The following is a 26,770-nucleotide window of genomic DNA, read 5'->3' as shown; positions in this document are numbered from 1 at the left end:
GACTATAAACTGCTTCGCCAGTCACTTTTTAGCCGAGGCGTGCACATGAAGTTTCGCTTTCTCCTTTGGGCCATGGGCCTGCTGATGGCCAAAGCCAGCCGCAACAACCCTGCCTTTCAGCAGCAACTGGCCGACAAGGACCTGGTGTTCCAGCTGCAGACCCTCGATGGCAAGGCGGCGCGCCATTTCATCGTCAAGGATCTGCGAATCAGCAGCAAATCCGGCACTCACCCTGCGCCAGCTTTCGCTATCGCCTTCAAGGATGCCGCGTTCGGTTTTGCCACCCTGCAGGCCAAGAACAAGCAACTGGCCTTCATGCAGGGGATTCAGGACAAAAGCATCCAGATCAAGGGCAACCCGGCGCTGGTGATCTGGTTCCAGGGCCTGATGAAGTACCTGAAACCGAAAAAGAAGGCCTGACCGCCAAGGTCAGGCTTACGCCTCAGTGCTGGCTGAATTGCGAGGCCAGCTCACGCAGCATGGCTTCGGCTTCCAGCACCTTGTTGACCACGTCCTCGGCTTTTTCGCGGGTCAGGTTCAGACGCTCGAGCAGCTCGTCGGGGATGCTTTCCTGCGGCCCCGAGCCGATTCCGCGCGAGCGCAGCAGGCGTACCGCCAGGCACACCAGGTTGGGGAAGGCGGCGCAGTCGCCGGCATAGGTCGGGTCGTGCTGGAAGCGCAGGGCGGTGGACAGCTCATCCGGCATGTCCCAGTAGCGCATCAGCCAGGCGCCGATCTGCTCGCGGCTGATGCCCAGCAGGTGTTGCTCGACGTAGCTGTGGCACAGGTGCGGGTTGACCTCCAGGTGCCGGCAGATCAGCGAGAAATGCGGCGGGAACACATGCGCCAGCAACAGGTAGCCGAAGTTGTGCAGCAGCCCGGCCAGGTAGGTCAGGCCCGATTCCGGGCGCTCGGCCCGTGGCATGGCCCGGGTCAGGCCCTCGATCACCGCAGCGGTGTAGATCGATTGCTGCCAGTACGGCGTGGTCTGTTGCGGGTGGTCCTTGGGCAAGCTCAGGGTTTTGCCCAGCGCCAGGCCCAGGGCCAGGTTGATCACCAGGTCAAAGCCGAGTACGCGAACGATGGCGTCTTCCACCGAGCGGATCTTGCCCGGTGAGGCGTAGTAGGGCGAAGCCGCCCAGCTGACCACTTGCGCAGCAAGGGCCGGGTCGGTTTCGACCACGCCGGTGATGTCATCGATGGTGGCGTTGGGGTCGACCCGCAGCTTGATGATTTTTTGCGCGGTTTCCGCCAGCGGCGGGATCTCGATGGTGCTTTCCAGGCGCTGCTGGATGCGCCGGGCGGTGAATGCCTGGACGGCCTGGGAAATTTCTTCGCGGTCGTCGTGGGGGCGGTCGAGATTTGGGCGGATGCTGGTCAGCAGTTCACCGAAGTTGCCGGCGCTGGCCTTGCTGAGCATCTTCTTGAAGTCGTCGCGCTCGATCTCCAGCAACAGCCCGGCTTCACCGGAATGAATCAGCAGGCGCTCGGGACGCAGCAGGCTTTCTTCGTACAGGCACGGTGAGCTGGTCAGCGCCGGAATCCCCGGGAGGATCTTCAGGCCGTGCTTTTCCAGCATGTGGCGCAGGCGTTCCAGCGGTACCGCAGCCAGCTTGCGGCCGGTCAGCTCGGTCAGGCGGCTGAGGTCGAGCAACTGGTTTTGCGGGAACAGCACCATCAACGCGCCGACTTCGTCGTCCAGCAGTACGGCCTGCACTTTGGCGGCGGCCGGCAGCTGCGGATGGTCGGTCACTTCGCGGTAGGCGATGCCGAGCTTGTCGAGCAGCAACCGGATAACAGACGGAGCGTGGGGGGTTGCGGTGTCCAGAGCAACTTCAGTCATGGTCTGTATCCAAAATTTTTTCAATCGCATGAGTATAACCAGCTTGAACCCCGGGCTGGCCGCAATCTGGGACGGGCGTCACACTTGGCCGTATTGCTGGCCATGGCGCAGCCAGCGTTCCAGCAAGGGGCTGACGTGTGACGGCCAGCGGGCTAGCAGGGCCTGGGCGGCGTCGCGCACGGCGGGCAGCAGGTCAGCGTCGCGCATCAGGTCGGCGACCTTGAATTGCAGCAGGCCGGTCTGGCGGGTGCCGAGCATTTCACCCGGGCCGCGCAGCTCCAGGTCTTTCTCGGCGATGATGAAGCCGTCGTTGGTCTCGCGCATGATCCTCAGGCGTTCGCGGCCGATCTGCGAGAGCGGCGGGTGATACAGCAGCACGCAATGGCTCACCGCGCTGCCCCGGCCAACCCGGCCGCGCAGCTGGTGCAATTGGGCCAGGCCCAGACGCTCGGGGTTCTCGATGATCATCAGGCTGGCATTGGGCACGTCGACACCAACCTCGATCACCGTGGTTGCCACCAGCAGCTGCAAATTGCCCTGCTTGAATTCGGCCATCACCGCGGCTTTCTCCGCAGGTTTCATGCGCCCGTGAATCAGGCCGACACGCAACTCGCCCAAGGCGCTGCTAAGTTCCTCGTAAGTGGTTTCGGCGGCCTGGCAGGTGAGCTCTTCAGATTCTTCGATCAGGGTGCAGACCCAGTAGGTCTGGCGCCCTTCGGCGCAGGCCGCGCGCACCCGCTCGACCACTTCGAAGCGCCGGCTGTCGGTTACCAGCACGGTGTTGACCGGGGTGCGGCCTGGCGGCAATTCGTCGAGGATCGAGGTGTCCAGGTCGGCATAGGCGCTCATGGCCAGGGTGCGCGGGATCGGCGTGGCGGTCATGATCAGCTGGTGCGGGCACAGTTGACCGCCCACGCCTTTCTGGCGCAGGGCCAGGCGCTGCTGCACGCCGAAGCGGTGCTGTTCGTCGATGATCGCCAGGGCCAGGTTCTTGAACTTCACTTCTTCCTGGAACAGGGCATGGGTGCCAACCACCATCGGGGCGCCGGCGGCGATCTGTTCCAGGGCGCTGCTGCGTGCCTTGCCCTTGAGCTTGCCGGCCAGCCAGGCGACTTCGATGCCCAGCGGCTCCAGCCAGCGCTTGAAGGTGATGAAATGCTGCTCGGCGAGGATCTCAGTGGGTGCCATCAGCGCCACCTGGTAACCGGCTTCCAGCGCTTGCAGGGCAGCGAGGGCAGCGACCACGGTCTTGCCGGCGCCGACATCGCCTTGCACCAGGCGCAGCATCGGCTCTGGCTGGCTGAGGTCGTAGGCGATCTCGTTGCCCACGCGTTGCTGGGCACCGGTTGGTGCAAAGCCGAGGTTGGCCAGGTACTGCTGGGGCAAGCGGCTGGCCTTGGGCAATACCGGCGCACGCTGGGCGCGCAGGCTTTCGCGCAGGCGCTGCTGGGACAGCTGGTGGGTCAGCAGCTCTTCGAACGCCAGGCGGTGCTGGGCCCAATGGTGGCCTTCGGCGAGCTCATCGACGTCGGCATCGGCCGGTGGGTGGTGCAGGTAGCGGATCGCATCGTCCAGCGGCGCCAGTTGGTAATCCCGGGCCAGTTCGTCCGGTAGCCAGTCCGGCAGGCTGCGCGGGCCGAGCAGGGCCAGGCTCTGCTGGCACAGCTGGCGCAGGCGCTGCTGGGTCAGGCCTTCGGTGGTCGGGTAGATCGGGGTCAGGGTCTGCTCCACCGGGGCCGGCTCGTCGCCGGTCAGCGCGCGGTATTCCGGGTGGTAGATTTCCAGCCCGGAAGCACCCGGGCGCGCTTCACCGTAGCAGCGCAGGTGGGTGCCGCGCTTGAGGCCTTCCTTCTGCGCGTTGCTGAAGTGGTAGAAGCGCAGGCTCAGAACGCCGCTGCCGTCGCCCAGGCGCACCAGCAGGCTGCGGCGCTTGCCCATGACCACGTCGGTGCCACTGACCACGCCTTCGATCACTGCATCCTGGCCCGGGCGCAGGGCGCCGATGGGCACCACGCGGGTGCGGTCCTGATAGCGCAGCGGCAGGTGGAACAGCACGTCCTGGAGGTTCTCCAGGCCGACCTTGGCGAGTTTTTCGGCCATGGCCTCGCCGACTCCCTTGAGCGCGGTCACCGAGACCTGGGACAACTCCGGCATGGTGCTTTCCTACTGGCTCGCGGCGGGTTTGGCGACCGAGCACAGGCGGATCGAGTCAGCAAGGATCTCGATGGCCTTGGGCCGCGGGAAGCTGGCGCGCCAGGCGATGGCCACGGTGCGAAACGGCGCCGGTGGGCTCAGCGGGCGCACTTCGATCACGCCCGGGGCGTAATGGTGGCTGTGCACTGCCGACAGCGGCAGGATCGATACGCCCAGGCCCGAAGCGACCATGTGGCGAATGGTTTCCAGCGAGCTGGACTCGACCGTGGTGTGCTTGGCGCCGTCGCTGCCTTTGGCCAGGGTCGGGCATGCCTCGAGCACCTGGTCACGGAAGCAGTGGCCTTCACCGAGCAGCAGCAGGCTCTTGTCGTTGAGCAGGCTGGCGTCGATGGTTTCTTTCTGGGTCCATGGATGCTCGCTGGGCATCAGCACGTAGAACGGCTCGTCGTACAGCGGCAGGGTCAGTACGTCGGCTTCGTTGAACGGCAGGGCGATGATCACTGCGTCCAGCTCGCCATTGCGCAGCTTGTCGCGCAGGATGTGGGTGAAGTTCTCTTCGATGTACAACGGCATCTGCGGGGCGACCCGGTGCAGTTGCGGGATCAGGTGCGGGAACAGGTAGGGGCCGACGGTGTAGATCGCGCCGACTTTCAGCGGGGCGGTCAGCTGGTTCTTGCCGGCCTGGGCCAGCTCGCGAATGCCCTGGGCCTGCTCGAGTACCTTTTGCGCCTGGGCAACGATGCCTTCGCCGACCGGGGTCAGGCGTACCGCGCTTTTGCTGCGCTCGAAGATCAGTACACCCAGCTCGTCCTCAAGCTTCTTGACGCCGACCGACAGGGTCGGCTGGCTGACGTGGCAGCGTTCGGCGGCGTGGCCGAAGTGCTGCTCCTGGGCGAGGGTGACGATGTAGCGCAATTCTGTGAGGGTCATAACGTGCGTCCATGAAGTTGCGGCCCCAGCATAGCGGCTGCAATCGATAGACGCACGTTATCAGACTTGCTCGTTTGTGACAGAAACAAAGCGTTAGCGTTTGTCCAGCGAGTAGACGAAAGGCGCGATCACTTCAATGCTGCCGTTGTTGAGCAGTTCTTTAGGCGGCGGTGGCACCGGTTGCGCGCGACGGATCATCTCCAGGGTCGCCCGATCCAGTGCCGCGCTGCCCGATCCACCAGCCAGGGCATAGGAGAGGATCTTGCCCTCGCCATCGACCACGAAGCGCAGGCGGTTGATGCCTTCCATACGCATGCGCCGGGCGTTTTCCGGGTAGCGCTTGTACTTCGCCAGGTGTCGCAGCAGATCGCTCTGCCAGGTCGGCAGGGCATTGCTGTTGGTGGCGATGCTCGGCGCCGGAGCCGCCGATTTCTGCGACGGTGCGGTGGTTGGCGGTGTATCGACCACTTCCTCGTCGGCCGGCTTTTCCTGCGGCGGCTCAGGCTTTTTCTCGGGCTTGGGCGGCTGCGGTTTGGCCTTTGGCTTGACCTGCTTGGCAATGGCGATTTTCGGTTTCGGCGCCTCGGCCAGTTTCGGCAGCGGCGGTTCTTCGACCGGCGCTGGCGGCTGTGGCGGGGTGACCACCTTGGGTGGAGGTGGCGGGGCCGGTTCGGGCATCGGGGCCATTTCGATCATCATTGCCGCAGGCGGCAACTCGATCGCTTGGGGCACCGACCAATTGAGCGTCAGCAACACGGCAACGGCATGGATACCCAGCACAATCGCCAGACTACTGCTGTAACGCGCCAGCTTATGCCGCGTCTTGATCATTTCTTGGCTGCCGTCTCAAGGCCGACCAGACCGACTTTCAGGTAACCGGCCGCGCGCAGCGTGTTCATGACTTCCATCAGATCGCCGTAATCGACACCTTTATCGGCCTGGAAGAAGATCGTGGTGTCCTTGTCGCCCTTGGTCTTGGCGTCGAGAATCGCGCCGAGCTGGTCACGCTGGACCTGCTCGTCACCGACGTACAGGTTCTGGTCAGCCTTGACGCTGAGGAACACCGGCTTCTCGGGCCTCGGCGCAGGTTTTGCGGTCGAGGCTGGCAGGTCGACCTTGATGTCGACGGTTGCCAGCGGCGCTGCCACCATGAAGATGATCAGCAGGACCAACATGACGTCGATGAACGGCGTGACGTTGATTTCGTGGTTTTCGGCGAGGTCGTCGCCACCTTCGTTAAGATGCAGGCCCATGGCTTAGCCCACTTTAACCATGTGAGGTGCCGCGGCGCGATCGCCTGGCTGGTGGTCCAGGTCGCGGCTGACCAGCAGCAGGACTTCGGCCGAGGCATCGGACACCTGCGCCTTGTAACCGGCAATGGAGCGGGCGAAGACGTTGTAAATGACCACCGCAGGGATCGCTGCGACCAGGCCCAGGGCGGTGGCCAGCAGGGCTTCGGCGATACCCGGGGCAACCACGGCGAGGTTGGTGGTCTGGGTCTTGGCGATGCCGATGAAGCTGTTCATGATGCCCCAGACGGTACCGAACAGACCGACGAACGGCGCGGTGGAACCGATGGTGGCGAGGACGCCGGTGCCGCTGCTCATGTTGCGGCCGCTGGCAGCTACCAGGCGCTCAAGGCGGAAGCTGACGCGCTCCTTGATGCCTTCTTTCTCACGGGTATTGGCCGACAAGCGCATTTCATCCAGGGCATCGTGGACCAGGATGTGGGCCAGGGTGCCTTCTTTGTTGGCGCTGTCGCTGGCTTCCTTGAGGGTGGTGGCACGCTTGAGGGCGGCGATCTCGCCACGCAGGCGACGCTTGGCGCCCAGCAGCTCGAAGCCTTTGGCGATCCAGATGGTCCAGGTAATGATCGAGGCGATGGCCAGGCCGATCATGACGATCTTCACCACGATGTCGGCGTTCTTGTACATGCCCCATGGCGACAGGTCGTGGGCCATGCCCAGGCTGGTATCTTCAACCAGTGCTTCAACGCTTTCGTCAGCCGGGCTGGCGGCCTGGCCATCAACCGGAGCAACAGCAGGCGCGGCAGCCGGATCGGTCGGCGCAGCAGCCTGTTCGGCACCCGGTGCGGCCGGTGCAACGGCGGCGGCTGGAGTGGCGGGTGCGGTGGTCGGCTCATCGGCCAGGGCGGCGGGTGCCATCACCAGGCTGAGCATCAGCGCGGCAACGGCGCGCCATGCGCGCGACGTGGTTGGCGAAGCGGAAGGTTGGATACGTGTCATGCTGGCCTGACCTGATGAAGAAGAAAGAGGTGGTTGTCCTTCCAGGCCTCGAGACAGGCCGAGAACAAAATTGGGTGGCCATTATTGCAAGTAATTCTTGTTAGCAGAAGTAATAAAGTTACTTTTTTTCCATCATAGCTAGCCGCCTATCGATTTATTTGGATAGGCTGGGCCTTTGATTTGCGGAGTTTCAGGATGTCTGCGCCCTCAGTTCTGATCGTCGGTTGTGGCGATGTCGGTGGCCGTCTGGCCAAGCAATTGCTGGCCTCTGGCTGGCCGGTGAGCGGCTTGCGCCGCAGTGTTGGCCAATTGCCAGAGGGGGTGACGGCGATCGCTGCCGACTTGAATGACTCGCGTTGCCCGGCCGACTGGCCGGTTGACGCTCCGGATTACCTGGTCTACAGCGTTGCCGCCAGCCAGCATGACGAAGCCGGTTATCAGGCCGCTTATGTCGAGGGCCTGCGCAACGTGCTGGCCTGGCTGGCCGAGCGCGGGCAAAAGCCGCGGCGCCTGCTGTTTGTCTCGAGCAGCAGCGTGTATGCGCAGAAGGACGGCGAGTGGATTGACGAAACTGCTGCCGTGGCGCCTGAAGGCTATTCGGGCAAGGTCATGCTCGAAGCCGAGCAACTGGCCCTGGCCAGCGGCATCCCGGCGACCATCGTGCGCCTTACGGGCATCTACGGCCCGGGTCGCGAATGGCTGCTCAGCCAGGTCCGCCAGGGTTATCGAGTAACCGAGGAGCCGCCGCTGTACGGCAACCGCATTCACGCTGAAGATGCCGCCGGGCTGCTGGCGTTCTTGCTCAAGAGCGATCAGCAAGGCAAGGCTGTGGACGACTGCTACATCGGTGTCGATGACGCGCCGGCGCCGCTGTTTGACGTGGTTGCCTGGCTGCGCGAGTACATGGGCGTTACCCAGTGGTCGGAACAGGAGCGGGTGCGCCGTGCCGGCAGCAAGCGCTGCAGCAACGCCCGGGCCCGGGCACTGGGCTGGGCGCCACAGTACCCAAGCTACAAGGAAGGCTATGCGGCCATCCTTGCCGGTAGCAATTAACCCTTACTGACGCTCAAGCAGCCAGCGACGAGGGCCAGGTTGCAGATCGGGCATCTCGTCGGCCTGGGCCTTGTTGACGGCCTGGAAGATTTCCAGCTGTTTGCCGTCACGCTTGAAGATCCACGGGTTGCCCTGCTGGTTGCGTTCCAGCCACAGGCTGTCGTGCTCGCCGCTCATGGCCGCGCAATCACCAGCCAGGCACAGCGCGTAGCGATCCAGGCCGGGCAGGCCGTCGAGGCTGCCGTTGGCGCGAAAATGCGCCACTGCACCCTGTCCCGGGCCCTCGACAATCTTCCAGTCGCCACCCATGTAAGCCTTGTACAGCTCGGTTTCAAAGGTGGTGCCAGCTGGCGCATCAATGGGTGCCGGGGTTTCGGCGCGCTGGAAGCTCTGCTGCGGGTTGGCGTCACTGGCCGCTTGAACCAGTTCGTCGCCGTCCAGGCTCAGCGTCTCGGCGTAGTTACCGTAGAAATCGACTTCCCACTGGCCATCTTTGAGCGCCTTGAGCTTGCCGTCGCCCGCTTCAAAGCCATTGCTGAAGGTGGCCTGGCTGGCGGCAACGTTGACCTTCCACTCAAGGTTCGGGCCGTTGGCGAGCAGGGCCTGGCGCAGGTTGGAGCCTTTGGCGGCAGCGTCGATGGCGTTCTGGTTGATCCAGGTACCGTTGAGGTCTTCCGGGCTGTGGCTGGCGCAGCCGCTCAACAGGGTGGCGAGCAGCGACAGGGCGAGCGCGTAGCGCATGGCGGGGGTCCTTGCAGGGGCGGGGGATGAGGGCGCACCGGGCGGCGCGCCCTCGGGGGTGTTACTCGATGACCAGGATGGCATCCATTTCAACCTGCGAGCCTTTCGGCAGGGCAGCAACGCCAATGGCGGCGCGGGCCGGGTACGGCTGGTCGAAGTACTTGCCCATGATCTCGTTGACCTTGGCGAAGTGGCTGAGGTCGGTGAGGAAGATGTTCAGCTTGACGATGTCCTTGAACGAACCGCCAGCGGCTTCAGCAACGGCTTTGAGGTTTTCGAAGACCTGGACGGTCTGGGCTTCGAAGCCTTCGACCAGTTCCATGGTTTTCGGGTCCAGCGGGATCTGCCCGGACATGTACACCGTGTTGCCGGCCTTGATCGCCTGGGAATAGGTGCCGATGGCGGCTGGGGCCTTGTCACTGGTGATGACGGTCTTGGTCATGATGACTCCTTGCTGTTATTGGGCTACGCACGCATGCGGGTGATTCGGATCACCCCGGTCAGGGCGCGCAGTTTCTTGATCACGCGTGCCAGGTGCACACGGTCGTGCACGCTGACCACCAGTTGGACCACGCTGATGCGACCATCGCGTTCATCCATGCTGATTTTCTCGATATTGCCGTCGGCGGCGTTGACGCTGCTGGCCAGCAGCGCGATCAGGCCGCGCTGGTGCTCAAGCTCGACGCGTAGCTCGACGTTGAATTCGCCGGTGACATCCTTGGCCCAGGACAGCTGGATGCATTTTTCCGGGTTGTGGCGGATTTCGCTGATGTTGCGGCAGTTTTCCAGGTGTACCACCATGCCTTTGCCCGCCGACAGGTGACCGACAATCGGGTCGCCCGGGATCGGCGTGCAGCATTTGGCGTAGCTCAACACCAGGCCTTCGGTGCCGCGAATGGCCAGCGGGCCTTCCGGGCTTGGCAGTTGCTCGCCCTCGGTGGACAGCAGGCGGCGGGCCACCACATAGGCCATGCGGTTGCCCAAGCCGATGTCTTCGAGCAGGTCTTCGATCAGCTCCAGGCGGTATTCGCCGAGCATGGCCTGGATGCGCTCCTGGGGGATCTTGTCCAGGGCGCTGTCGAAGCCGTTGAGAACCTTGTTCAGCAGACGTTCGCCGAGGCTGATGGATTCCGAGCGGCGCTGCAGTTTGAGCGCATGGCGGATGTGCGTACGGGCCTTGCCGGTCACCACGAAGTTGAGCCAGGCCGGGTTCGGTCGCGCCCCCGGGGCGCTGACGATCTCGACCGTCGAGCCGCTCTGCAGCGGTTCGGACAGCGGCGCCAGGCGGCGGTTGATGCGGCAGGCAATGCAGCTGTTGCCGACGTCGGTGTGCACCGCGTAGGCGAAGTCGACCGCCGTGGAGCCTTTGGGCAGCTCCATGATCCGGCCCTTGGGCGTGAACACATAGACCTCGTCCGGGAACAGGTCGATCTTCACGCTCTCGATGAATTCAAGGGAGTTGCCCGCGCGTTGCTGCATTTCCAGCACGCCTTTGACCCATTGGCGCGCCCGGGCATGGGTGCCCTTGGGCTGCTCGTCGTCACTGGACTTGTACAGCCAGTGGGCGGCGATGCCGTTGTTGGCCATCTCTTCCATTTCGCGGGTGCGGATCTGGATCTCGATCGGGACCCCGTGCATGCCGAACAGCGTGGTATGCAGCGACTGGTAGCCGTTGGCCTTGGGGATTGCGATGTAATCCTTGAAGCGCCCCGGCAGCGGCTTGTACAGGTTGTGCACGGCGCCCAGCACGCGGTAGCAGGTGTCGACCTTGTCGACGATGATGCGGAACGCGTAGACGTCCATGATCTCGTTGAAGGCCCGGCGTTTGCCGCGCATCTTCTTGTAGATGCCATAGAGGTGCTTCTGCCGGCCGCTGACTTCGCCTTCGATACCGTCGACCGCCAGGCAGTGGGCCAGCGACTCTTCGATCTTGTTGACGATTTCCTTGCGGTTGCCGCGGGCGCGCTTGACCGCCTGGTAGATGCGCGCCGAGCGCATCGGGTGCATGGCCTTGAAGCCGAGGTCTTCGAACTCTACGCGCACACTGTGCATGCCCAGGCGGTTGGCGATGGGGGCGTAGATTTCCAGGGTTTCTTTGGCGATGCGCCGGCGCTTTTCGCCGGACAGCACTTCGAGGGTGCGCATGTTGTGCAGGCGGTCGGCCAGCTTGACCAGGATCACGCGGATATCCCGGGCCATGGCCATGGCCATTTTCTGGAAGTTTTCCGCCTGGGCTTCGGCCTTGGTCTCGAAGTTCATCTGGGTCAGCTTGCTGACGCCGTCGACCAGTTCGGCCACGGTTTCGCCAAATTGCGAGCTGAGTGCTTCCTTGGCGATGCCGGTGTCTTCGATCACGTCATGAAGCATGGCGGCCATCAGGCTCTGATGGTCCATGTGCATGTCGGCAAGGATGCTTGCCACCGCCAGCGGGTGCGTGACGTAGGCTTCGCCGCTGCGACGGCGCTGGCCGTCGTGGGCTTGTTCGGCGTAGAAATACGCCCGGCGCACCAGGTTGACCTGGTCGGCGCCGAGGTAGGTCGACAAGCGATCGGCGAGGGCGTCTATGCTCGGCATGGGATGACCTCTTGCCAAGGGACGATGACCGGTGCCGTACTACGTCGACCAGGCATGGGCTTAGACCGCCTCGTTGGTCTCGTCACCCTCGCCGAACGCGAACATTGGCTCAACTTGAGTCTGGATCGACTCTGCAGCCATGAACTCATCAGTGCAGATGCCTTCAGCGATTTCGCGCAGGGCCATGACGGTAGGTTTGTCGTTTTCCCATGGCAGCTTCGGCTCTTTGCCGCCGGTGGCCAGTTGACGGGCACGTTTGGTGGAGAGCATGACCAGCTCAAAACGGTTAGCCACGTGTTCTAGGCAGTCTTCAACGGTTACGCGGGCCATGGTCTTCCTCAAGTAGCAAATGCGGAGTTCAGCCCGAAAGGGCGAGCGGACTCGATAGTTTAAAAAATCACCAGCCTTTAGGGAAGCGCTGATTTCATTTCGAGCCCTTGATACCTCGACGATACCTACTTGCAGGGCTCTAGCACAACTGTCTTGTATGCGTGCTCAATTCAATAGCATCGCGCGGCAAGCCCGCTCCTACAGAGGTTCTGTGGCAGCGGGCTTGCCCCGCGAGGACGATTTCACTGGCGACCCAAGGCATCGCGCAGGCGCGGGGTCAATTCGTCGAACAGCGTCTGCACTGAACGCAAGGCGCGGCAATCGGGGCGGGTCAGCAGCCAGACTTCGGTGTCGCAGCCGGGCAGGGCAGCGCTCAGCGATTCGACGCCGGGCAGGGTATGGGCCATGTAGTCTGGCAGGGCCGCCACGCCCAGGCCGGCGGTTACCAGCTGGGCAATCGCCGAGATGCTGCTGCAACGGTAGCGCGGCGTGACCCCGGGCAGGTGTTCGCTGCGCCAGACCACGGTGGGGTGGTCCTGCATGGTGTCGTCCGGGGCTATCCACGGCAGCGCCGCCGGCGCGTCCTTGAGCTTGTCGCGAAACTCTTCGCGGCCGCACACCACATAGGACGCCGATCCCAGGCAGCGCCCGACCAGGTGCTCCGGCGGGGTGTTGGTCAGGCGCAGGGCCAGGTCGGCATCGCGCCGGCTGAGGTTGGCAAAGGTGTTGGAGGTCGCCAGCTCCAGCGACAGCGCCGGATACGCCGGCATGAACTCGGCCAGCGCTGGCAGCAACAGGCTGTGCAGCACGGCGTCGGTGCAGGTCAGGCGCACCGTGCCGCTGACCACCTGCTCACCGAGTTCCAGCGCCACCCGCGCGGCATCCAGTGCCTGCTCGGCGCGTTCGGCCTGCTCGGCCAGGGCCTGGGCGGTACCGGTGGGGATGTAGCCTTTGCGGCTTTTGACGAACAACGCGGTACCCAGGGCGGCTTCCATGCGCCGGATCGAACGAAAAACAGTCGATACATCGACCTTCAGCAGCTCGGCGGCCTTGGCCAGGGAGCGGCCGCGGACCAGTGCAAGCACCAGGGAAAGGTCGGCGTGGCTGATCTGATATTGCATGGATGCACTCTTTACTTGCCTAAATGCCAATGTCTGTTGCGTGGGGGCCATTCTATAGTGAGGCGGCAGTCGTGAATCAAGTCGCGACGTTGTCAGAAAAATCTGGAACGTCCGTGCGAACCCACGGCGTTCAGCTGTTCCCCACGATGGGACCACTTAAAAAGAACAAATGAAACCATCGCCGCTCTCGATAGCGCAGTAGTACCTCCTCCATGTCGTTCGATAAAAAATCAAAGGATGCCTAGCCATGACGTCGGTCTCCCCGTGCGCCATCCCTCTCGATGAGATGGGCGAATTTCTCCAGGCCCACCCTGAGGTGCAATTTGTCGATCTGCTGATTGCAGACATGAACGGCGTGGTGCGTGGCAAGCGCATCGAGCGTGCAAGCCTGGTTAAAGTCTACGAAAAAGGCATCAACCTGCCGGCTTCGCTGTTTGCCCTGGACATCAACGGCTCGACCGTCGAAAGCACCGGCCTGGGCCTGGACATCGGCGATGCCGACCGCATCTGCTTCCCGATCCCCGGTACCTTGGCCTACGAGCCGTGGCAGAAGCGTCCGACCGCGCAATTGCTGATGACCATGCATGAACTGGACGGCACGCCATTCTTCGCCGACCCGCGGGAAGTGCTGCGCAGCGTGGTGGAGAAGTTCGATGCGCTGGGCCTGGATATTTGCGCGGCGTTTGAGCTTGAGTTCTACCTGATCGACCAGGACAACCTCAACGGCCGCCCGCAACCGCCGCGTTCGCCGATCTCCGGCAAGCGCCCGCAGTCGACCCAGGTGTACCTGATCGACGATCTCGACGAATACGTCGATTGCCTGCAGGACATGCTTGAAGCCGCCAAGGAGCAGGGCATCCCGGCGGATGCGATCGTCAAGGAAAGCGCCCCGGCGCAGTTCGAGGTCAACCTGCACCACGTTGCCGACCCGATGAAGGCCTGCGACTACGCGGTGTTGCTCAAGCGCCTGATCAAGAACATCGCCTACGACCATGAAATGGACTCCACTTTCATGGCCAAGCCCTATCCGGGCCAGGCCGGTAACGGCCTGCACGTGCATATCTCGTTGCTGGACAAAAAAACCGGCAAGAACATCTTCACCAGCGAAGACCCCGAGCAAAGCGAAACCCTGCGCCACGCCATTGGTGGCGTGCTCGAGACCATGCCAGCGTCAATGGCCTTCCTGTGCCCGAACATCAACTCCTACCGGCGTTTCGGTGCTCAGTTCTACGTGCCCAACGCGCCGAGCTGGGGGCTGGACAACCGCACCGTAGCGGTCCGCGTGCCGACCGGCAGCAGCGATGCCGTGCGAATCGAGCACCGGGTTGCCGGCGCCGATGCCAACCCGTACTTGATGATGGCGGCCATTCTCGCCGGCATCCACCATGGCCTGACCAACCAGATCGAGCCGGGAGCGCCTATCGAGGGCAACTCCTACGAGCAGTTGGAGCAGAGCCTGCCGAACAACCTGCGCGATGCGCTGCGTGAGCTCGATGACAGTGAAGTGCTGAACAAGTACATCAGCCCCGACTACATCGATATTTTTGTCGCCTGCAAGGAAAGCGAGATGGCCGAGTTCGAAGTGTCGATTTCCGACCTCGAATACAACTGGTACCTGCACACGGTGTGACGCCGGAGAAAACAACAATGACAACAGCACCACGCCAACACTGGGAACAGCTTTTCCAGGGCCTGAACATCGAAGGCCGCGCCTTTATCGACGGCCAGTACTGCGCCAGTGTGTCCGACGAGACTTTCGAGTGTTCAAGCCCGGTCGACGGCCGCCAGCTGGCGCAGATCGCCAGCTGTGACAGCGCCGATGCCGAACGCGCGGTCGCTGCGGCCCGGCGCAGTTTCGACAGTGGCGTCTGGGCCAACCAGGCGCCGGCCCAGCGCAAGCGGGTGCTGATTGCTTTTGCAGATTTGCTTCTGGCCAATGCCGAAGAACTGGCATTGCTCGAGACCCTGGACATGGGCAAGCCGATTGCCGATGCCCTGAGCATCGACATTCCGGCGGCGGCCAACGCCATCCGCTGGAACGCTGAAGCCATCGACAAGATTTACGATGAAGTTGCTGCGACCCCGTCCGACCAGCTGGGTTTGGTCACCCGCTCGCCGGTCGGCGTGGTCGCGGCCATTGTTCCGTGGAACTTTCCACTGATGATGGCCTGCTGGAAGCTCGGCCCGGCCCTGGCCACCGGTAACTCGGTGATCCTCAAGCCGTCCGAAAAATCGCCGCTGACCGCCATTCGTATCGCTCAACTGGCGATCGAAGCCGGTTTGCCGGCGGGTGTCCTCAACGTGCTGCCAGGTTACGGCCACACCGTCGGCAAGGCCCTGGCCCTGCACATGGACGTCGATACCCTGGTGTTCACCGGTTCCACCCGCATCGCCAAGCAGCTGATGGTCTACGCCGGCGAGTCGAACATGAAGCGCGTCTGGCTCGAAGCCGGTGGCAAGAGCCCGAATATCGTCTTCGCCGACGCCCCGGACCTGCAGGCCGCCGCCGAAGCTGCGGCCAGCGCTATCGCCTTCAACCAGGGCGAAGTGTGCATTGCCGGTTCGCGCCTGTTGGTTGAACGCTCGATCAAGGACCAGTTCCTGCCGATGGTGGTCGAGGCCCTCAAGGCCTGGAAGCCTGGCCATGCGCTGGACCCGGACACCCGCGTCGGCGCCCTGGTCGACACCACCCAACTGGACACCGTGCTCGGTTACATCGAAGCCGGCAAGGCAGACGGCGCCACCCTGCTCACCGGTGGCGAGCGGGTGCTGGAAGACACCTGCGGTGTTTACGTGCAGCCAGCGATCTTCGATGGCGTGACCAATGCCATGCGTATCGCCCGCGAAGAAATCTTCGGCCCGGTGCTGTCGGTGATCACCTTCGATAGCGCCGAACAAGCCATCGACATTGCCAACGATTCGCCCTTCGGCCTGGCGGCGGCGGTGTGGACCAGCAACATTTCCCGTGCCCACAACACCGCTCGCGCCCTGCGTGCTGGCAGTGTCTGGGTCAACCAGTACGACGGCGGCGACATGACCGCACCGTTTGGCGGCTTCAAGCAGTCGGGTAATGGCCGGGACAAATCGTTGCACGCTTTCGACAAATACACCGAACTCAAGGCGACCTGGATCAAGCTGTAAGGGAGGGTGAACCCATGCAAACTACCGCAGCAATGCCGCCTTTGATTGGCGTTTCCGCTTGCCGCCAGCAACTGGGCAAGAACTCGTCGCACACCGTGGGCGACAAATATGTCGAGGCCGCAGGCTTTGCCGGGATCCCCCTGATCCTCCCGGCCAGGGCCGAGCCCAGCGACCCGCGCCGCGTACTGGAGCGGCTCGATGGCATTCTTTTTACCGGTTCGCCTTCAAATGTCGAGCCGCATCATTACAATGGCGCCCCCAGCGTGGAAGGGACCCAGCACGACGTGTTTCGCGATCGACTGACCCTGCCGCTGCTGCAGGCGGCGATTGCCGACGGCGTGCCGGTGTTCTGCATCTGCCGTGGTTTCCAGGAACTCAACGTGGCCCTCGGTGGCACCCTGCACCAGCGGGTGCAGGAACTGCCGGGTTACCTGGATCATCGCGAGCCGCAGGACGCCCCGCTGGAAGAACAGTACAGCCCCCGTCACCTGGTCACTGTCCAGCCCGGCGGGTTGTTCGAACGCCTGGGGATGGAGCACAGCTTCATGGTCAATTCGCTGCACAGCCAGGGTATCGATCGCCTGGCTGGCGGCTTGCGCGCCGAGGCATTGGCCCCCGACGGGCTGATCGAAGCGGTGTCGATGCAAGACGCCCCAGGCTTTGTGGTCGGCGTGCAATGGCACCCCGAGTACCGTTTTGCCGACAACCCGGTCTCGCTGCGCCTGTTCCAGGCGTTTCGTGAGGCATGCCTGACCCGTGCCATGGGCGAGCGGATCCGGGAGAAGATCCTATGAGGTCAGCCGGTTGATCCGGGCTTGAAGTACCACGCAACAGGTTTCAATGAGTGAAAGCGGACACCCCGCGGGGCGTCCTGAAAAACAATACCAATATTGGCGGCAACTACTCATGAGTGAACACAAAGCAGGCCTGTCCCCAGGTGAGGGCGGGCGATCCAAGGGGCTGGCCAAGGGCCGGCTCGGACTGCTGGCCAGCATCGTGCTGGGCATTTCCACCATCGCTCCGGTCTACACCCTGACTGGTGCGTTGGGCCCGACCGTGCGTGAAGTCGGGGCTCATCTGCCGGCGGTATTCATCGTTGGCTTCCTGCCGATGCTGCTGGTGGCCCTGGGTTACCGCGAACTGAATGCGGCCGAGCCGGACAGCGGTACTTCCTTTACCTGGTCGGCACGGGCGTTCGGCCCGATGATCGGCTGGATTGGCGGCTGGGGGCTGGTTACCGCAACCACCATCGTGCTGTCCAACCTGGCCGGGGTGGCCGTCGACTTCTTCTATCTATTCCTTGGGCAGATCACCGGCAGCCACGAGGTGGCTGCGCTCAGCGACAACCTGTTGGTCAATGTCGTCACCTGTTGCGTGTTCATCGCCATGGCGGTGTGGATCTGCTGTCGCGGCATCGCCACGACCATGACCGTGCAGTACGGCCTGGTGGCCTTGCAACTGGTGGTGCTGGTGGGCTTTGCCATGGCTGCGTTTGGCGAGTCGTCGGCGACGCCACCGTTGGCGTTCGACCTGGACTGGTTCAACCCCTTCGGCGTTGAGTCGTTCTCGGCCTTTACCGCCGGCCTGTCGCTGTCGATTTTCATTTTCTGGGGCTGGGACGTGTGCCTGAGCATCAGTGAAGAATCGGTCGGCAGCGGTGATACCCCTGGCCGTGCGGCGACCCTGACGGTGCTGCTGATTCTTGGCCTGTACCTGGTCACAGCAATCGCTACCCTGCAATTCGCCGGTATCGGTGACATTGGCCTGGGCCTGAACAACCCGCGCATCCAGGAAAACGTCTTCGCTCACCTGGCCGGCCCGGTCATGGGGCCGCTGGCTATCCTGATGTCGATCGCGGTGCTGGCCAGCACTGCCGCCTCGCTGCAGTCCACTTTCGTATCGCCGGCGCGCACGTTGCTGGCCATGGGTTACTACGGCGCTGTGCCCGAGCGTTTCGCCAGCATCTGCCCGCGCTCGAAAACCCCGCGCTACGCCACCATCTGCGCCGGCATGGCGGCAGGTGTGTTCTACGTGACCATGCGTACCTTGAGCGAAAACGTCCTGGCAGACACCATCACCGCCCTGGGCATGATGATCTGCTTCTACTATTCGCTGACTGCCTATGCTTGCGTCTGGTACTTCCGCCACAGCCTGTTCGACAGCGTGCGGCATTTCCTGATGCGCGGCCTGTGCCCGCTGCTTGGCGGTGGCATCCTTTCGGTGATTTTCCTGCAGACAGCCATCGACAGCGCTTCGCCGTCGTTCGGCAGCGGTTCGCATGTGGGCGGGTTGGGCCTGGTGTTCGTGATCGCAATGATCATCACCGTACTCGGCCTGGTGCTGATGATGCTGTCGCGTCTGCGTGCGCCGGCGTTCTTCCTGGGCATGACCCTGCATCGTCACGCCACGGTCTCCAGCCGCCGCTAAGCGGCTGGAGCGGCAGGTTGCTCAGGCAAGCAATTGCTTGAGCAACTGGCCATGACGCTGCTGCTGGTTGGCTTGCAGCAGGCGATTGGCGCGGAACACCGCCTTGAGGTCTTCCAGTGCCGTGGCGAAGTCATCGTTGATGATGACAAAGTCATACTCGTCGTAGTGACTCATCTCGCTCACTGCTTCACGCATCCGTCCTTCGATGATCTCGTCGCTGTCCTGGCCGCGGTTGGTCAGGCGCTGGCGCAGGGCTTCCTGGGTCGGCGGCAGGATGAAGATCGAGCGCGCCTCGGGCATCAGCGTGCGCACCTGCTGGGCGCCTTGCCAGTCGATCTCGAGGATCAGGTCCTGGCCCTGGTCGAGCGCCTGTTGCAGCGCGCTGCGCGAAGTCCCGTAGAAGTTACCGAAGACCTCGGCCTGCTCGAGGAAGTCGCCTTGCTCGATCATCAGCTTGAACTCGGTGTGCTCGACGAAGTGATAGTTCACGCCGTGCACTTCGCCCGGGCGCATGGCCCGGGTGGTGTGTGAGACCGACACCTGGATGCTGTTGTCAGCATCGATCAGGGCTTTGACCAGGCTGGTCTTGCCGGCGCCGGAGGGGGCCGAAACGATGTAAAGGGTGCCGCTGCTGTGATTCATGGTCGGGGTGGCCTTACTCAATGTTCTGTACTTGTTCACGCATCTGCTCGATCAGTACCTTGAGGTTGACCGCGGACTGGGTGCTGCGTGGGTCGAAGGCTTTGGAGCCCAGGGTATTGGCTTCGCGGTTGAGCTCCTGCATCAGGAAGTCCAGGCGCCGGCCGGCGGCACCGCCGGACTTGAGCACGCGGCGCACTTCGGTGACGTGGGTGCTCAAGCGGTCGAGTTCTTCGGCGACGTCGCTCTTTTGCGCGAGCATGACCATCTCTTGCTCCAGGCGCTGCGGGTCGAGCTCGGCCTGCATGTCGCTGAAGCGGTCGAGGATCTTCTGCCGTTGCGCCGCGAGCATCTGCGGCACCAGGGCGCGCAAGGTGGTGACCTCGCTGGCCATGTTGTCCAGGCGCTCGTTGATCAGTCGCGCGAGTTCTGCGCCTTCGCGGTTGCGGCCGTTCTTCAGCTCGTTCAGGGCCTCTTCGAACAGGGCCATGGCCTCGCTGTTGAGCGCCTGCGGGTCGGCGGCATCGGCCACCAGCACGCCGGGCCAGGCCAGAACCTCGAGCGGGTTGAGCGGCGCCGGCTGCTTGATCAGGCTGGCGACTGTCTCGGCGGCGGCAACCAGTTGCGCGGCGCGCTCGCGATCAACCTGCAGGGCCTTGCCGTTGTTTTCTTCGTTGAAGCGCAGGGTGCATTCGACCTTGCCGCGCGACAGGCCCTGGCGCAGGCTTTCGCGCACGGCGCCCTCGAGGTCGCGGAAGGCTTCTGGCAGGCGCAGGTGCGGCTCCAGGTAACGATGATTGACTGAGCGCAGTTCCCAGATCAGGGTGCCCTGGCTACCGGCGCGCTCGACGCGAGCAAAAGCGGTCATGCTGTGCACCATGGGAAGTACCTCGCGCAAAAGATGAAGGAAAGCCAAGCGGCTGAAGGCGCAGGATTGTAGCGCAGTGCGGCGCTGGCTCCCAATCAACTGATGTTACAAACCCTCACGCGGTTCCCGGAAAAACCCGACCTGCGGCCCTGGGCCGTCTGTTTCGGGGCCTGCGACAATAGGCGTGTCCTCATCGCCCGGCGCGCTCTATAATGCTGGGCAGATTCAAGTCCAGTACAGGTATCCCAAATGAAACGTCCAAGTGGTCGCGCTGCCGATCAGCTCCGCTCGATCCGCATCACCCGCAACTACACCAAACACGCCGAGGGGTCAGTACTGGTCGAGTTCGGTGACACCAAAGTCATCTGTACCGTCAGTGTCGAGAACGGTGTCCCGCGCTTCCTCAAAGGCCAGGGCCAGGGCTGGCTGACGGCCGAATACGGCATGCTGCCGCGTTCTACCGGCGAGCGTAACCAGCGCGAAGCCAGCCGTGGCAAGCAAGGCGGTCGCACCCTCGAAATCCAGCGCCTGATTGGCCGCTCCCTGCGCGCTGCGCTGGACATGAGCAAGCTGGGCGACATCACCCTGTACGTCGACTGCGACGTGATTCAGGCCGACGGCGGCACCCGCACCGCTTCGATCACCGGCGCCATGGTTGCCCTGGTTGATGCCCTGCGCGTGGTCAAGAAGCGCGGCGGCCTGAAGGGCGGTGACCCGCTCAAGCACATGATCGCAGCCGTCTCGGTAGGCATGTACCAGGGTGAGCCGGTGCTCGATCTGGACTACCTCGAAGACTCGGCCGCCGAGACCGACCTGAACGTGGTGATGACCAGCGCAGGCGGCTTCATCGAAGTACAAGGCACTGCCGAAGGCGCGCCATTCCAGCCGCAAGAGCTCAACGCCATGTTGGCACTGGCGCAAAAAGGCATGGTTGACCTGTTCGAACTGCAGCAGGCCTCGCTGGCTGACTGATACACCCAAGCCCAGGAGCAGAGCATGACCGAGCAGCCCTTGCAGTTGCCCACTCCCAACGCCGAAGTCCGGCAATGGGCGATGTTCTGTCACCTGGCTGCCTTGCTCGGCCTGGTCTTCCCCTTCGGTAGCCTGTTGGGGCCGCTGGCGATGTGGATCTGGAAAAAGGACGTCGACCCGTTCGTCGATGCCCAGGGCAAGGAGGCACTGAACTTCCAGATCACAGTATTCATCGCCGGAATCATCTGTGGGCTGCTGATGTTTGTCCTGATCGGCATCGTGCTGTTTGGCATGCTGATGATCGCCGTGCTGATCCTGACCATCATTGCCGGGGTCAAGGCCAACGAAGGCCAGCCCTATCGCTACCCGCTGACCTGGCGGCCGATCAAATAATGATCTGATAAAAGCTGAAGCCACAAAAAAACCGACATGAAGTCGGTTTTTTTGTGGCTGCACGACTTAGATGGTCAGCGTCCAGTCGTAATCCACGATCAGCGGCGCGTGCTGGGAGAAGCGCGGCTGGCGTGGCAGGCGTGCGCTGCGAACAAAGCGGCGCAGGCCCGGGGTCAGCAACTGGTAGTCGAAGCGCCAGCCCAGGTTGAGCATCTCGGCCTGCTCGTTGTCTGGCCACCAGCTGTACTGGTCGCCTTCACGGCTGACTTCGCGCAGGGCATCGACATAGCCCATGTTGCCGACAATCTCGTCCATCCAGGCGCGTTCCGGCGCCAGGAAGCCTGGAGACTGCTGGCCATCGCGCCAGTTCTTGACGTCGAGCTTCTGCTGCGCCACGTACAACGAGCCGCAATAGATGTACTCGCGACGCTTGCGCCGCTGCTTGTCCAGGTACTTGGCGAAGTCGTCCATCAACTTGAACTTCTGGTTCAAGTCTTCATCGCCGTTCATTCCCGAAGGTAGCAACAGGGTTGCAATACTTACCTTGTCGAAATCGGCCTGCAGGTAACGTCCGTAGCGGTCGGCTGTCTCGAAGCCCAGGCCGCTGATGACTGCCTTGGGCTGCAACCGCGAATAAAGTGCCACGCCGCCTTGGGCGGGAACTTCTGCGTCGCAGGCATAAAGGAAGTAGCCATCGAGCTGGAAAGCTGGGTCGTCGAGTTCAAAGGCCGAGGCGCGGGTATCCTGAAGGCAGATGACGTCAGCATTCTGGGCTTGTAGCCAGCTGAGCAAACCACGCTCAACGGCAGCCTGAATGCCATTAACGTTCACACTGATGATCCGCATAAATGGCCCCAAAAATCTCGTGCGTGTATGATACCCGAGCTGTACTCAATTAGCTAAATCCGTGGTATCCGGGACTCTTCATGCAGCCGTATCAGCGCGACTTCATTCGTTTTGCCATCGACCGCGGGGTTCTGCGCTTCGGTGAGTTCACCCTCAAGTCCGGGCGCACCAGCCCGTACTTCTTCAACGCCGGCCTGTTCAACAGCGGTTCGGCCCTGGCTCAGCTCGGGCGTTTCTATGCTGCGGCAATCGTCGACAGCAAGATCCCGTTCGACGTGCTGTTCGGCCCGGCCTACAAGGGTATCCCCCTGGCGGCAGCCACTGCCGTGGCCCTGGCCGAGCACCATGACCTCGACCTGCCGTGGTGCTTCAACCGCAAAGAGGCCAAGGCCCACGGTGAAGGCGGCAGCCTGGTCGGCGCACCGCTGACCGGCGATGTGCTGATCATCGACGACGTGATCACTGCCGGTACCGCCATCCGCGAAGTCATGCAGATCATCCAGGGCCAGCAAGCCAAGGCTGCTGGCGTGTTGATCGCGCTGAACCGCCAGGAGCGCGGCAACGGCGAGCTGTCGGCGATCCAGGAAGTGGAGCGCGACTTCGGCATTCCGGTGGTGAGCATCGTCTCGCTGACCCAGGTGCTGGAGTTCCTCGCCGACGACCCGGCGCTCAAGCAGCACTTGCCGGCCGTCGAGGCCTACCGGGCTCAGTACGGTATCTGAGGCAAACAAAAAGGCGACCCGAGGGTCGCCTTTTTTGTGCCTTAGCGCGGCTTGTGGTTGGTAATCAGGGTGCCTACGCCGCTGTCGGTGAAGATCTCCAGCAGTACCGCGTTCGGCACCCGGCCATCGATGATGTGCGAGCTGTTGACCCCGCCTTGCACCGCTTCAAGGGCGCAGCGGATTTTCGGCAGCATGCCGCCGTAAATGGTGCCGTCGGCGATCAGTTCGTTGACCTGCTCGGTGGTCAGGCCGGTGAGCACGGTGCCTTGCTTGTCCATCAGGCCGGCGATGTTGGTCAGCAGCATCAGCTTTTCAGCTTTCAGTGCTTCGGCAACCTTACCGGCCACCAGGTCGGCGTTGATGTTGTACGACTCGCCGTTGGCGCCCACGCCGATCGGCGCGATCACCGGAATGAAGTCACCTTTGACCAGCATGTTGAGCAGGTCGGTGTTCACCCCGACCACTTCGCCCACATGACCGATGTCGATGATTTCCGGGGTGGTCATCTCTGGCGTCTGGCGGCTGACGGTGAGCTTCTTCGCGCGAATCAGCTCGGCATCCTTGCCGGTCAGGCCGATGGCGCTGCCGCCATGACGGTTGATCAGGTTGACGATGTCCTTGTTGACCTGGCCGCCGAGGACCATCTCCACCACGTCCATGGTTTGCGCGTCGGTAACGCGCATGCCGTCGATGAAGTGGCTTTCGATCGACAGGCGCTTGAGCAGGTCACCGATCTGCGGGCCGCCACCGTGCACGACCACCGGGTTGATGCCGACCGCTTTCATCAGCACCACGTCGCGGGCAAAACCGGTTTTGAGCTCTTCGCTCTCCATCGCGTTGCCGCCGTATTTGATCACCAGGGTCTTGCCGACAAAGCGGCGGATATAAGGCAGCGCTTCGGACAAAACCTGGGCGACATGGGTGGCGGCATCGCGATCGAGGGTCATGCAGGGCTCCAGTTGGAACAGATAGTCGGTCAGAACTCGGGTTGCAGGTCAGGGGCAACGCGCTTTAGCTGGGCGCGGAATACCTCTTGGATACGCTGCAGTTCGGCGTCAGTGTCGGCCTCGAAGCGCAATACCAGCACCGGCGTGGTGTTGGAGGCGCGAACCAGGCCCCAGCCTTGTGGGTAGTCGACCCGCACACCATCGATGGTGGTCAGGTTGGCGTCGTTGCCCCAGTCGGCGTTGCGTTGCAGTGCATCAATGATGCTGAATTTACCCTCGTCGGTCACATCAATGTTGATTTCCGGCGTGGAAATATCGTTCGGGAACGCCGCGAACAGCTGTTCGGCATCGGTTTTGGCCTTGCTGAGGATCTCCAGCAGGCGCGCGGCACTGTAAATACCATCGTCAAAACCGTACCAGCGTTCCTTGATGAAAATATGGCCGCTCATTTCACCGGCGAGCAGGGCGCCGGTCTGTTTCATCTTCTTCTTGATCAACGAGTGACCGGTTTTCCACATTAGCGCGCGGCCGCCGTACTGCTCGATCAGCGGGGTCAGGCGGCGGGTGCATTTGACGTCGAAGATGATCTCGGCGCCCGGATTGCGCTCCAGCACGTCCTGGGCGAACAGCATCAGCAGGCGGTCGGGGTAGACGATGTTGCCGGTGTTGGTGACCACGCCGACGCGGTCGCCATCGCCATCGAAGGCCAGGCCCAGGTCGGCGCCGGTTTCCTTGACCTTGGCGATCAGGTCGACCAGGTTCTCAGGCTTGCCCGGGTCCGGGTGGTGGTTGGGGAAGTTGCCATCGACCTCGCAGAACAGCGGGATCATTTCGCAGCCCAGGGCTTCGATCAGCTGCGGGGCAATCACGCCAGCCGCACCGTTGCCGCAGTCCACCACCACCTTGAGCTTCTTCGCCAGCTTGATATCGCCGGCGATCTGTTTGAAATAGCGCTCGAGGATTTCGACTTTCTCGACGCTGCCTTCGCCGCGGCTCAGGTCGTTGGTTTGCAGGCGGATCAACAGAGCCTGGATCTGCTCGTTGGCCAGGGTGTCGCCGGCGATGACGATCTTGAAGCCGTTGTAGTTCGGCGGGTTGTGGCTGCCGGTGAGCATCACTCCGGACTTGCCGGCCAGTACGTTGGCGGCGTAGTAGAGGGCTGGGGTCGGCACCAGGCCGACGTCACTGACCTTGCAGCCGGCTTCGACCAGGCCCTTGATCAGTTGCTCGACCAGCATTGGCCCCGACAGGCGCCCGTCGCGGCCGACCGAGATGTTCGGCTCACCCTGGGCCAGCGTCTGGGCGCCGATGGCGCGGCCGATCCAATAAGCGGTTTCGGCGGTCAGGGTGTCACCGACCACGCCACGGATATCGTAGGCGCGGAAGATGCTGGCGGGAAGGTTCGGGGTCACTCGTTCCATGCTGGTCACCTGGGAAACTCCAATCTAAAAGGGTTGCTGAGAGCGTCAGCGGCAGCCACTGCGCGAGTCAATATGTCCGCCTTTGACGGCATTTTCGCGACAGAGTTCGCCGGTAAAGTCTGTTCTGTCTACATTCAGCTGATGTTTACGGCCCCATTCTGGGAGCGTCTGGCGGTTAACCAAAAGCCGCCGAACAGGCCGGACAACGCTAGAAAGGCGGCGAGCAGCAGCCAGGGGTTGAACCTGTATGCCGAGGCGTTCTCGATCAAGGGGCCGGGCTGAAACCCCAAGGCCCAGGTGGCGTTGGCAGTGCCCAACTGGTGCAATGCCGGCGCCTGGCTGTGGCCGTGGCTGAAAAGCTCGACGGGCGGGTCGTTGAACACCAATTGTGTCAGTCGCATCTGACCAATCGTACCCGCATCGCGCTGCAGTGGGTCAGTGAAGCGTGAGAGCGCGAATGTGAGCACCAGAATGGCCTGTACGGGGGCGTCAGCAGACTCACGCAGTGCGGTGACGCTGAAAACCCGTTGCTGTCCAGCCTCAGGATAGGCTTCAAGGGCAGGTGGAACGCCGCGCTCGGCGCGCCGGATCATGTCGAGCACGGGCTCGCTCATGGGTGGGCTCGAGGCGGCCTGTCCAGGTTTGAGCAACTGTGCCGCCACCAGGCCGTCGAGGTGGGCGAATGCGCCAAGCAGCTTTTTTGGGTCAGGTGATTGAACCAATGCCAGTACCGCCGGGCTTCTCGCCAGGGCGTTCACTTCGTTGCTGACGGCAATGATCGAGGCGTCCAGGCGCGATACGAGTGCACCGGCCTGGGCGTAAGCCAGGTTGTTGCGGTGCTCACGCTGGCCAGTCAGTACTGCGGTGAACCAAGTCAGTAGTACGCCCGCAAGCAGGCCAGCCAGGGCTATCAATAGCCCCGGCAGCACCTGCTGGAAGCGCCTCAATGGCTACCGGAATGACCGAAGCCGCCAGCGCCACGCTGGCTTTCGTCGAAGGTTTCGACGATATCGAAGTGCGCCTGTACCACGGGTACCAGCACCAGCTGCGCAATGCGCTCGCCGATGGCGATGGTGAATGGGGTCTGGCCGCGGTTCCAGCACGAGACCATCAGCTCGCCCTGGTAGTCGGAGTCGATCAGGCCGACCAGGTTGCCGAGGACGATGCCATGTTTATGGCCAAGGCCCGAGCGCGGCAGGATCAGCGCCGCCAGGCCCGGATCGCCGATGTACACCGACAGGCCGGTAGGGATCAGCAGGGTCTGGCCTGGCTCGAGGACGGTGTCTTGCTTGAGCATGGCGCGCAGGTCAAGGCCGGCCGAACCCGGGGTGGCGTACTGCGGCAGCGGGAACTCGCTGCCGATGCGTGGATCGAGAATCTTGGCTTGTAGAGCGTGCATGCG

The 26,770-nt window shown here is 62.9% G+C and carries 26 protein-coding genes and 1 pseudogene; 9 read left to right on the top strand and 18 right to left on the bottom strand.

What is annotated here, in order from left to right; translation table 11 throughout:
• Positions 1-45: 45 nt before the first annotated feature.
• Positions 46-420, top strand: a complete 375-nt coding sequence (locus tag LOY22_RS26425) for a helicase (RefSeq protein ID WP_045199547.1) — start codon at positions 46-48, stop codon at positions 418-420.
• 22 nt (positions 421-442) lie between these two features.
• Here LOY22_RS26425 and LOY22_RS26420 read toward each other — a convergent pair whose 3' ends face one another.
• From LOY22_RS26420 to exbB, 6 genes are all read right to left on the bottom strand, one after another.
• The gene (locus tag LOY22_RS26420) at positions 443-1,843 is read right to left on the bottom strand and encodes an aminoacyl-tRNA deacylase and HDOD domain-containing protein (protein WP_045199549.1); all 1,401 of its coding nucleotides are present in this window, start codon (positions 1,841-1,843) and stop codon (positions 443-445) included.
• 78 nt (positions 1,844-1,921) lie between these two features.
• A complete protein-coding gene (gene recG, locus LOY22_RS26415) occupies positions 1,922-3,997 on the bottom strand; it encodes an ATP-dependent DNA helicase RecG (RefSeq protein WP_258595527.1) in 2,076 nt (691 codons plus the stop codon).
• Between the two features lie 9 nt (positions 3,998-4,006).
• Positions 4,007-4,927 carry a hydrogen peroxide-inducible genes activator gene (locus LOY22_RS26410; RefSeq protein ID WP_045199553.1) on the bottom strand — a complete coding sequence of 307 codons (921 nt, stop codon included), beginning with the start codon at positions 4,925-4,927 and terminating at the stop codon, positions 4,007-4,009.
• Between the two features lie 93 nt (positions 4,928-5,020).
• Positions 5,021-5,758 (bottom strand): energy transducer TonB, encoded by a 738-nt coding sequence (locus LOY22_RS26405; RefSeq protein WP_045199555.1) that lies wholly within the window; start codon positions 5,756-5,758, stop codon positions 5,021-5,023.
• Positions 5,755-6,180 carry a TonB system transport protein ExbD gene (gene exbD, locus LOY22_RS26400; protein WP_045199557.1) on the bottom strand — a complete coding sequence of 142 codons (426 nt, stop codon included), beginning with the start codon at positions 6,178-6,180 and terminating at the stop codon, positions 5,755-5,757. Before exbD ends, LOY22_RS26405 begins: the two co-directional genes overlap by 4 nt.
• A 3-nt stretch (positions 6,181-6,183) precedes the next feature.
• The gene (exbB, locus tag LOY22_RS26395) at positions 6,184-7,173 is read right to left on the bottom strand and encodes a tonB-system energizer ExbB (RefSeq protein WP_093377992.1); all 990 of its coding nucleotides are present in this window, start codon (positions 7,171-7,173) and stop codon (positions 6,184-6,186) included.
• Positions 7,174-7,368: 195 nt separating this feature from the next.
• Between exbB and LOY22_RS26390 the strand changes: the two genes are divergently transcribed.
• Positions 7,369-8,226: an SDR family oxidoreductase gene (locus LOY22_RS26390; RefSeq protein WP_093377997.1), complete on the top strand. Its 858-nt coding sequence runs from the start codon at positions 7,369-7,371 to the stop codon at positions 8,224-8,226.
• 3 nt (positions 8,227-8,229) lie between these two features.
• Here LOY22_RS26390 and LOY22_RS26385 read toward each other — a convergent pair whose 3' ends face one another.
• The 5 genes from LOY22_RS26385 to LOY22_RS26365 all read right to left on the bottom strand — a co-directional run bounded on the left by LOY22_RS26385 (position 8,230) and on the right by LOY22_RS26365 (position 12,992).
• On the bottom strand, positions 8,230-8,967 hold the full coding sequence (locus LOY22_RS26385; protein WP_045199564.1) for a hypothetical protein: 738 nt from the start codon (positions 8,965-8,967) through the stop codon (positions 8,230-8,232).
• A 61-nt stretch (positions 8,968-9,028) separates the two neighbouring features.
• Positions 9,029-9,409: a RidA family protein gene (locus LOY22_RS26380; protein ID WP_003229509.1), complete on the bottom strand. Its 381-nt coding sequence runs from the start codon at positions 9,407-9,409 to the stop codon at positions 9,029-9,031.
• Positions 9,410-9,432: 23 nt separating this feature from the next.
• Positions 9,433-11,541 (bottom strand): bifunctional GTP diphosphokinase/guanosine-3',5'-bis pyrophosphate 3'-pyrophosphohydrolase, encoded by a 2,109-nt coding sequence (spoT, locus tag LOY22_RS26375; RefSeq protein WP_045199568.1) that lies wholly within the window; start codon positions 11,539-11,541, stop codon positions 9,433-9,435.
• Positions 11,542-11,601: 60 nt separating this feature from the next.
• Entirely contained in the window at positions 11,602-11,871 is a 270-nt protein-coding gene (gene rpoZ, locus LOY22_RS26370) for a DNA-directed RNA polymerase subunit omega (protein ID WP_045199570.1), read from the bottom strand.
• Positions 11,872-12,113: 242 nt separating this feature from the next.
• Positions 12,114-12,992: a LysR family transcriptional regulator gene (locus LOY22_RS26365; protein ID WP_258595518.1), complete on the bottom strand. Its 879-nt coding sequence runs from the start codon at positions 12,990-12,992 to the stop codon at positions 12,114-12,116.
• A gap of 247 nt (positions 12,993-13,239) precedes the next feature.
• Between LOY22_RS26365 and LOY22_RS26360 the strand changes: the two genes are divergently transcribed.
• From LOY22_RS26360 to LOY22_RS26345, 4 genes are all read left to right on the top strand, one after another.
• A complete protein-coding gene (locus LOY22_RS26360) occupies positions 13,240-14,622 on the top strand; it encodes a glutamine synthetase family protein (RefSeq protein WP_045199574.1) in 1,383 nt (460 codons plus the stop codon).
• Positions 14,623-14,639: 17 nt separating this feature from the next.
• The gene (locus tag LOY22_RS26355) at positions 14,640-16,133 is read left to right on the top strand and encodes an aldehyde dehydrogenase (RefSeq protein ID WP_258595517.1); all 1,494 of its coding nucleotides are present in this window, start codon (positions 14,640-14,642) and stop codon (positions 16,131-16,133) included.
• 14 nt (positions 16,134-16,147) lie between these two features.
• Positions 16,148-16,927: a gamma-glutamyl-gamma-aminobutyrate hydrolase family protein gene (locus LOY22_RS26350; protein WP_045199578.1), complete on the top strand. Its 780-nt coding sequence runs from the start codon at positions 16,148-16,150 to the stop codon at positions 16,925-16,927.
• Between the two features lie 112 nt (positions 16,928-17,039).
• Positions 17,040-18,560 (top strand): APC family permease, encoded by a 1,521-nt coding sequence (locus LOY22_RS26345; protein ID WP_045199579.1) that lies wholly within the window; start codon positions 17,040-17,042, stop codon positions 18,558-18,560.
• Positions 18,561-18,581: 21 nt separating this feature from the next.
• On the opposite strand, the gene gmk is transcribed toward LOY22_RS26345, so the two are convergent.
• Complete coding sequence (gene gmk / locus LOY22_RS26340) at positions 18,582-19,202, bottom strand: guanylate kinase (RefSeq protein WP_045199581.1); 621 nt, start codon at positions 19,200-19,202, stop codon at positions 18,582-18,584.
• 13 nt (positions 19,203-19,215) lie between these two features.
• Positions 19,216-20,079: a YicC/YloC family endoribonuclease gene (locus LOY22_RS26335; protein WP_045199583.1), complete on the bottom strand. Its 864-nt coding sequence runs from the start codon at positions 20,077-20,079 to the stop codon at positions 19,216-19,218.
• Positions 20,080-20,316: 237 nt separating this feature from the next.
• On the opposite strand from LOY22_RS26335, the gene rph reads away from it, so the two are divergent.
• Positions 20,317-21,039, top strand: a complete 723-nt coding sequence (rph, locus tag LOY22_RS26330) for a ribonuclease PH (RefSeq protein WP_045199585.1) — start codon at positions 20,317-20,319, stop codon at positions 21,037-21,039.
• Positions 21,040-21,063: 24 nt separating this feature from the next.
• Entirely contained in the window at positions 21,064-21,432 is a 369-nt protein-coding gene (locus tag LOY22_RS26325; protein WP_093378015.1) for a DUF4870 domain-containing protein, read from the top strand.
• A gap of 66 nt (positions 21,433-21,498) precedes the next feature.
• Here the strand turns inward: LOY22_RS26325 and LOY22_RS26320 are convergent, their stop codons facing one another.
• Positions 21,499-22,278 (bottom strand): exodeoxyribonuclease III, encoded by a 780-nt coding sequence (locus LOY22_RS26320; protein ID WP_010225880.1) that lies wholly within the window; start codon positions 22,276-22,278, stop codon positions 21,499-21,501.
• An 80-nt stretch (positions 22,279-22,358) separates the two neighbouring features.
• Here LOY22_RS26320 and pyrE point away from each other — a divergent pair, with 80 nt between their 5' ends.
• Positions 22,359-23,000: an orotate phosphoribosyltransferase gene (gene pyrE / locus LOY22_RS26315; RefSeq protein ID WP_010225878.1), complete on the top strand. Its 642-nt coding sequence runs from the start codon at positions 22,359-22,361 to the stop codon at positions 22,998-23,000.
• A 41-nt stretch (positions 23,001-23,041) separates the two neighbouring features.
• On the opposite strand, the gene argB is transcribed toward pyrE, so the two are convergent.
• The 4 genes and pseudogenes from argB to dut form a co-directional block, all read right to left on the bottom strand.
• Positions 23,042-23,947, bottom strand: coding sequence for an acetylglutamate kinase (argB, locus tag LOY22_RS26310; protein WP_045199591.1), 906 nt, complete (start codon positions 23,945-23,947; stop codon positions 23,042-23,044).
• A gap of 29 nt (positions 23,948-23,976) precedes the next feature.
• Positions 23,977-25,353, bottom strand: a pseudogene (locus tag LOY22_RS26305) (phosphomannomutase/phosphoglucomutase); the annotation flags it as partial.
• Positions 25,354-25,502: 149 nt separating this feature from the next.
• Complete coding sequence (locus LOY22_RS26300) at positions 25,503-26,315, bottom strand: hypothetical protein (protein WP_258595511.1); 813 nt, start codon at positions 26,313-26,315, stop codon at positions 25,503-25,505.
• On the bottom strand, positions 26,312-26,767 hold the full coding sequence (gene dut, locus LOY22_RS26295; protein WP_010225872.1) for a dUTP diphosphatase: 456 nt from the start codon (positions 26,765-26,767) through the stop codon (positions 26,312-26,314). The genes LOY22_RS26300 and dut overlap by 4 nt, the downstream gene beginning before the upstream one ends.
• Positions 26,768-26,770 lie beyond the last annotated feature (3 nt).

Origin of the sequence: Pseudomonas sp. B21-035, assembly GCF_024748945.1 — a bacterium.
Classification (GTDB): domain Bacteria; phylum Pseudomonadota; class Gammaproteobacteria; order Pseudomonadales; family Pseudomonadaceae; genus Aquipseudomonas.
The sequence above is the reverse complement of the archived record's forward strand: the minus strand, read 5'-3'. Positions and strand labels throughout refer to the sequence as shown.

Coding starts and splice junctions, on each gene's coding strand:
- LOY22_RS26410 (WP_045199553.1), bottom strand. CDS start 4,927: ATGACCCTCACAGAATTGCGCTACATCGTCACCCTCGCCCAGGAGCAG.
- gmk (WP_045199581.1), bottom strand. CDS start 19,202: ATGAATCACAGCAGCGGCACCCTTTACATCGTTTCGGCCCCCTCCGGC.
- LOY22_RS26360 (WP_045199574.1), top strand. CDS start 13,240: ATGACGTCGGTCTCCCCGTGCGCCATCCCTCTCGATGAGATGGGCGAA.
- exbD (WP_045199557.1), bottom strand. CDS start 6,180: ATGGGCCTGCATCTTAACGAAGGTGGCGACGACCTCGCCGAAAACCAC.
- LOY22_RS26335 (WP_045199583.1), bottom strand. CDS start 20,079: ATGGTGCACAGCATGACCGCTTTTGCTCGCGTCGAGCGCGCCGGTAGC.
- spoT (WP_045199568.1), bottom strand. CDS start 11,541: ATGCCGAGCATAGACGCCCTCGCCGATCGCTTGTCGACCTACCTCGGC.
- LOY22_RS26390 (WP_093377997.1), top strand. CDS start 7,369: ATGTCTGCGCCCTCAGTTCTGATCGTCGGTTGTGGCGATGTCGGTGGC.
- LOY22_RS26325 (WP_093378015.1), top strand. CDS start 21,064: ATGACCGAGCAGCCCTTGCAGTTGCCCACTCCCAACGCCGAAGTCCGG.
- LOY22_RS26365 (WP_258595518.1), bottom strand. CDS start 12,992: ATGCAATATCAGATCAGCCACGCCGACCTTTCCCTGGTGCTTGCACTG.
- LOY22_RS26355 (WP_258595517.1), top strand. CDS start 14,640: ATGACAACAGCACCACGCCAACACTGGGAACAGCTTTTCCAGGGCCTG.
- dut (WP_010225872.1), bottom strand. CDS start 26,767: ATGCACGCTCTACAAGCCAAGATTCTCGATCCACGCATCGGCAGCGAG.
- LOY22_RS26345 (WP_045199579.1), top strand. CDS start 17,040: ATGAGTGAACACAAAGCAGGCCTGTCCCCAGGTGAGGGCGGGCGATCC.
- pyrE (WP_010225878.1), top strand. CDS start 22,359: ATGCAGCCGTATCAGCGCGACTTCATTCGTTTTGCCATCGACCGCGGG.
- LOY22_RS26420 (WP_045199549.1), bottom strand. CDS start 1,843: ATGACTGAAGTTGCTCTGGACACCGCAACCCCCCACGCTCCGTCTGTT.
- LOY22_RS26320 (WP_010225880.1), bottom strand. CDS start 22,278: ATGCGGATCATCAGTGTGAACGTTAATGGCATTCAGGCTGCCGTTGAG.
- argB (WP_045199591.1), bottom strand. CDS start 23,947: ATGACCCTCGATCGCGATGCCGCCACCCATGTCGCCCAGGTTTTGTCC.
- LOY22_RS26405 (WP_045199555.1), bottom strand. CDS start 5,758: ATGATCAAGACGCGGCATAAGCTGGCGCGTTACAGCAGTAGTCTGGCG.
- LOY22_RS26380 (WP_003229509.1), bottom strand. CDS start 9,409: ATGACCAAGACCGTCATCACCAGTGACAAGGCCCCAGCCGCCATCGGC.
- LOY22_RS26425 (WP_045199547.1), top strand. CDS start 46: ATGAAGTTTCGCTTTCTCCTTTGGGCCATGGGCCTGCTGATGGCCAAA.
- LOY22_RS26350 (WP_045199578.1), top strand. CDS start 16,148: ATGCAAACTACCGCAGCAATGCCGCCTTTGATTGGCGTTTCCGCTTGC.
- rph (WP_045199585.1), top strand. CDS start 20,317: ATGAAACGTCCAAGTGGTCGCGCTGCCGATCAGCTCCGCTCGATCCGC.
- LOY22_RS26385 (WP_045199564.1), bottom strand. CDS start 8,967: ATGCGCTACGCGCTCGCCCTGTCGCTGCTCGCCACCCTGTTGAGCGGC.
- recG (WP_258595527.1), bottom strand. CDS start 3,997: ATGCCGGAGTTGTCCCAGGTCTCGGTGACCGCGCTCAAGGGAGTCGGC.
- rpoZ (WP_045199570.1), bottom strand. CDS start 11,871: ATGGCCCGCGTAACCGTTGAAGACTGCCTAGAACACGTGGCTAACCGT.
- exbB (WP_093377992.1), bottom strand. CDS start 7,173: ATGACACGTATCCAACCTTCCGCTTCGCCAACCACGTCGCGCGCATGG.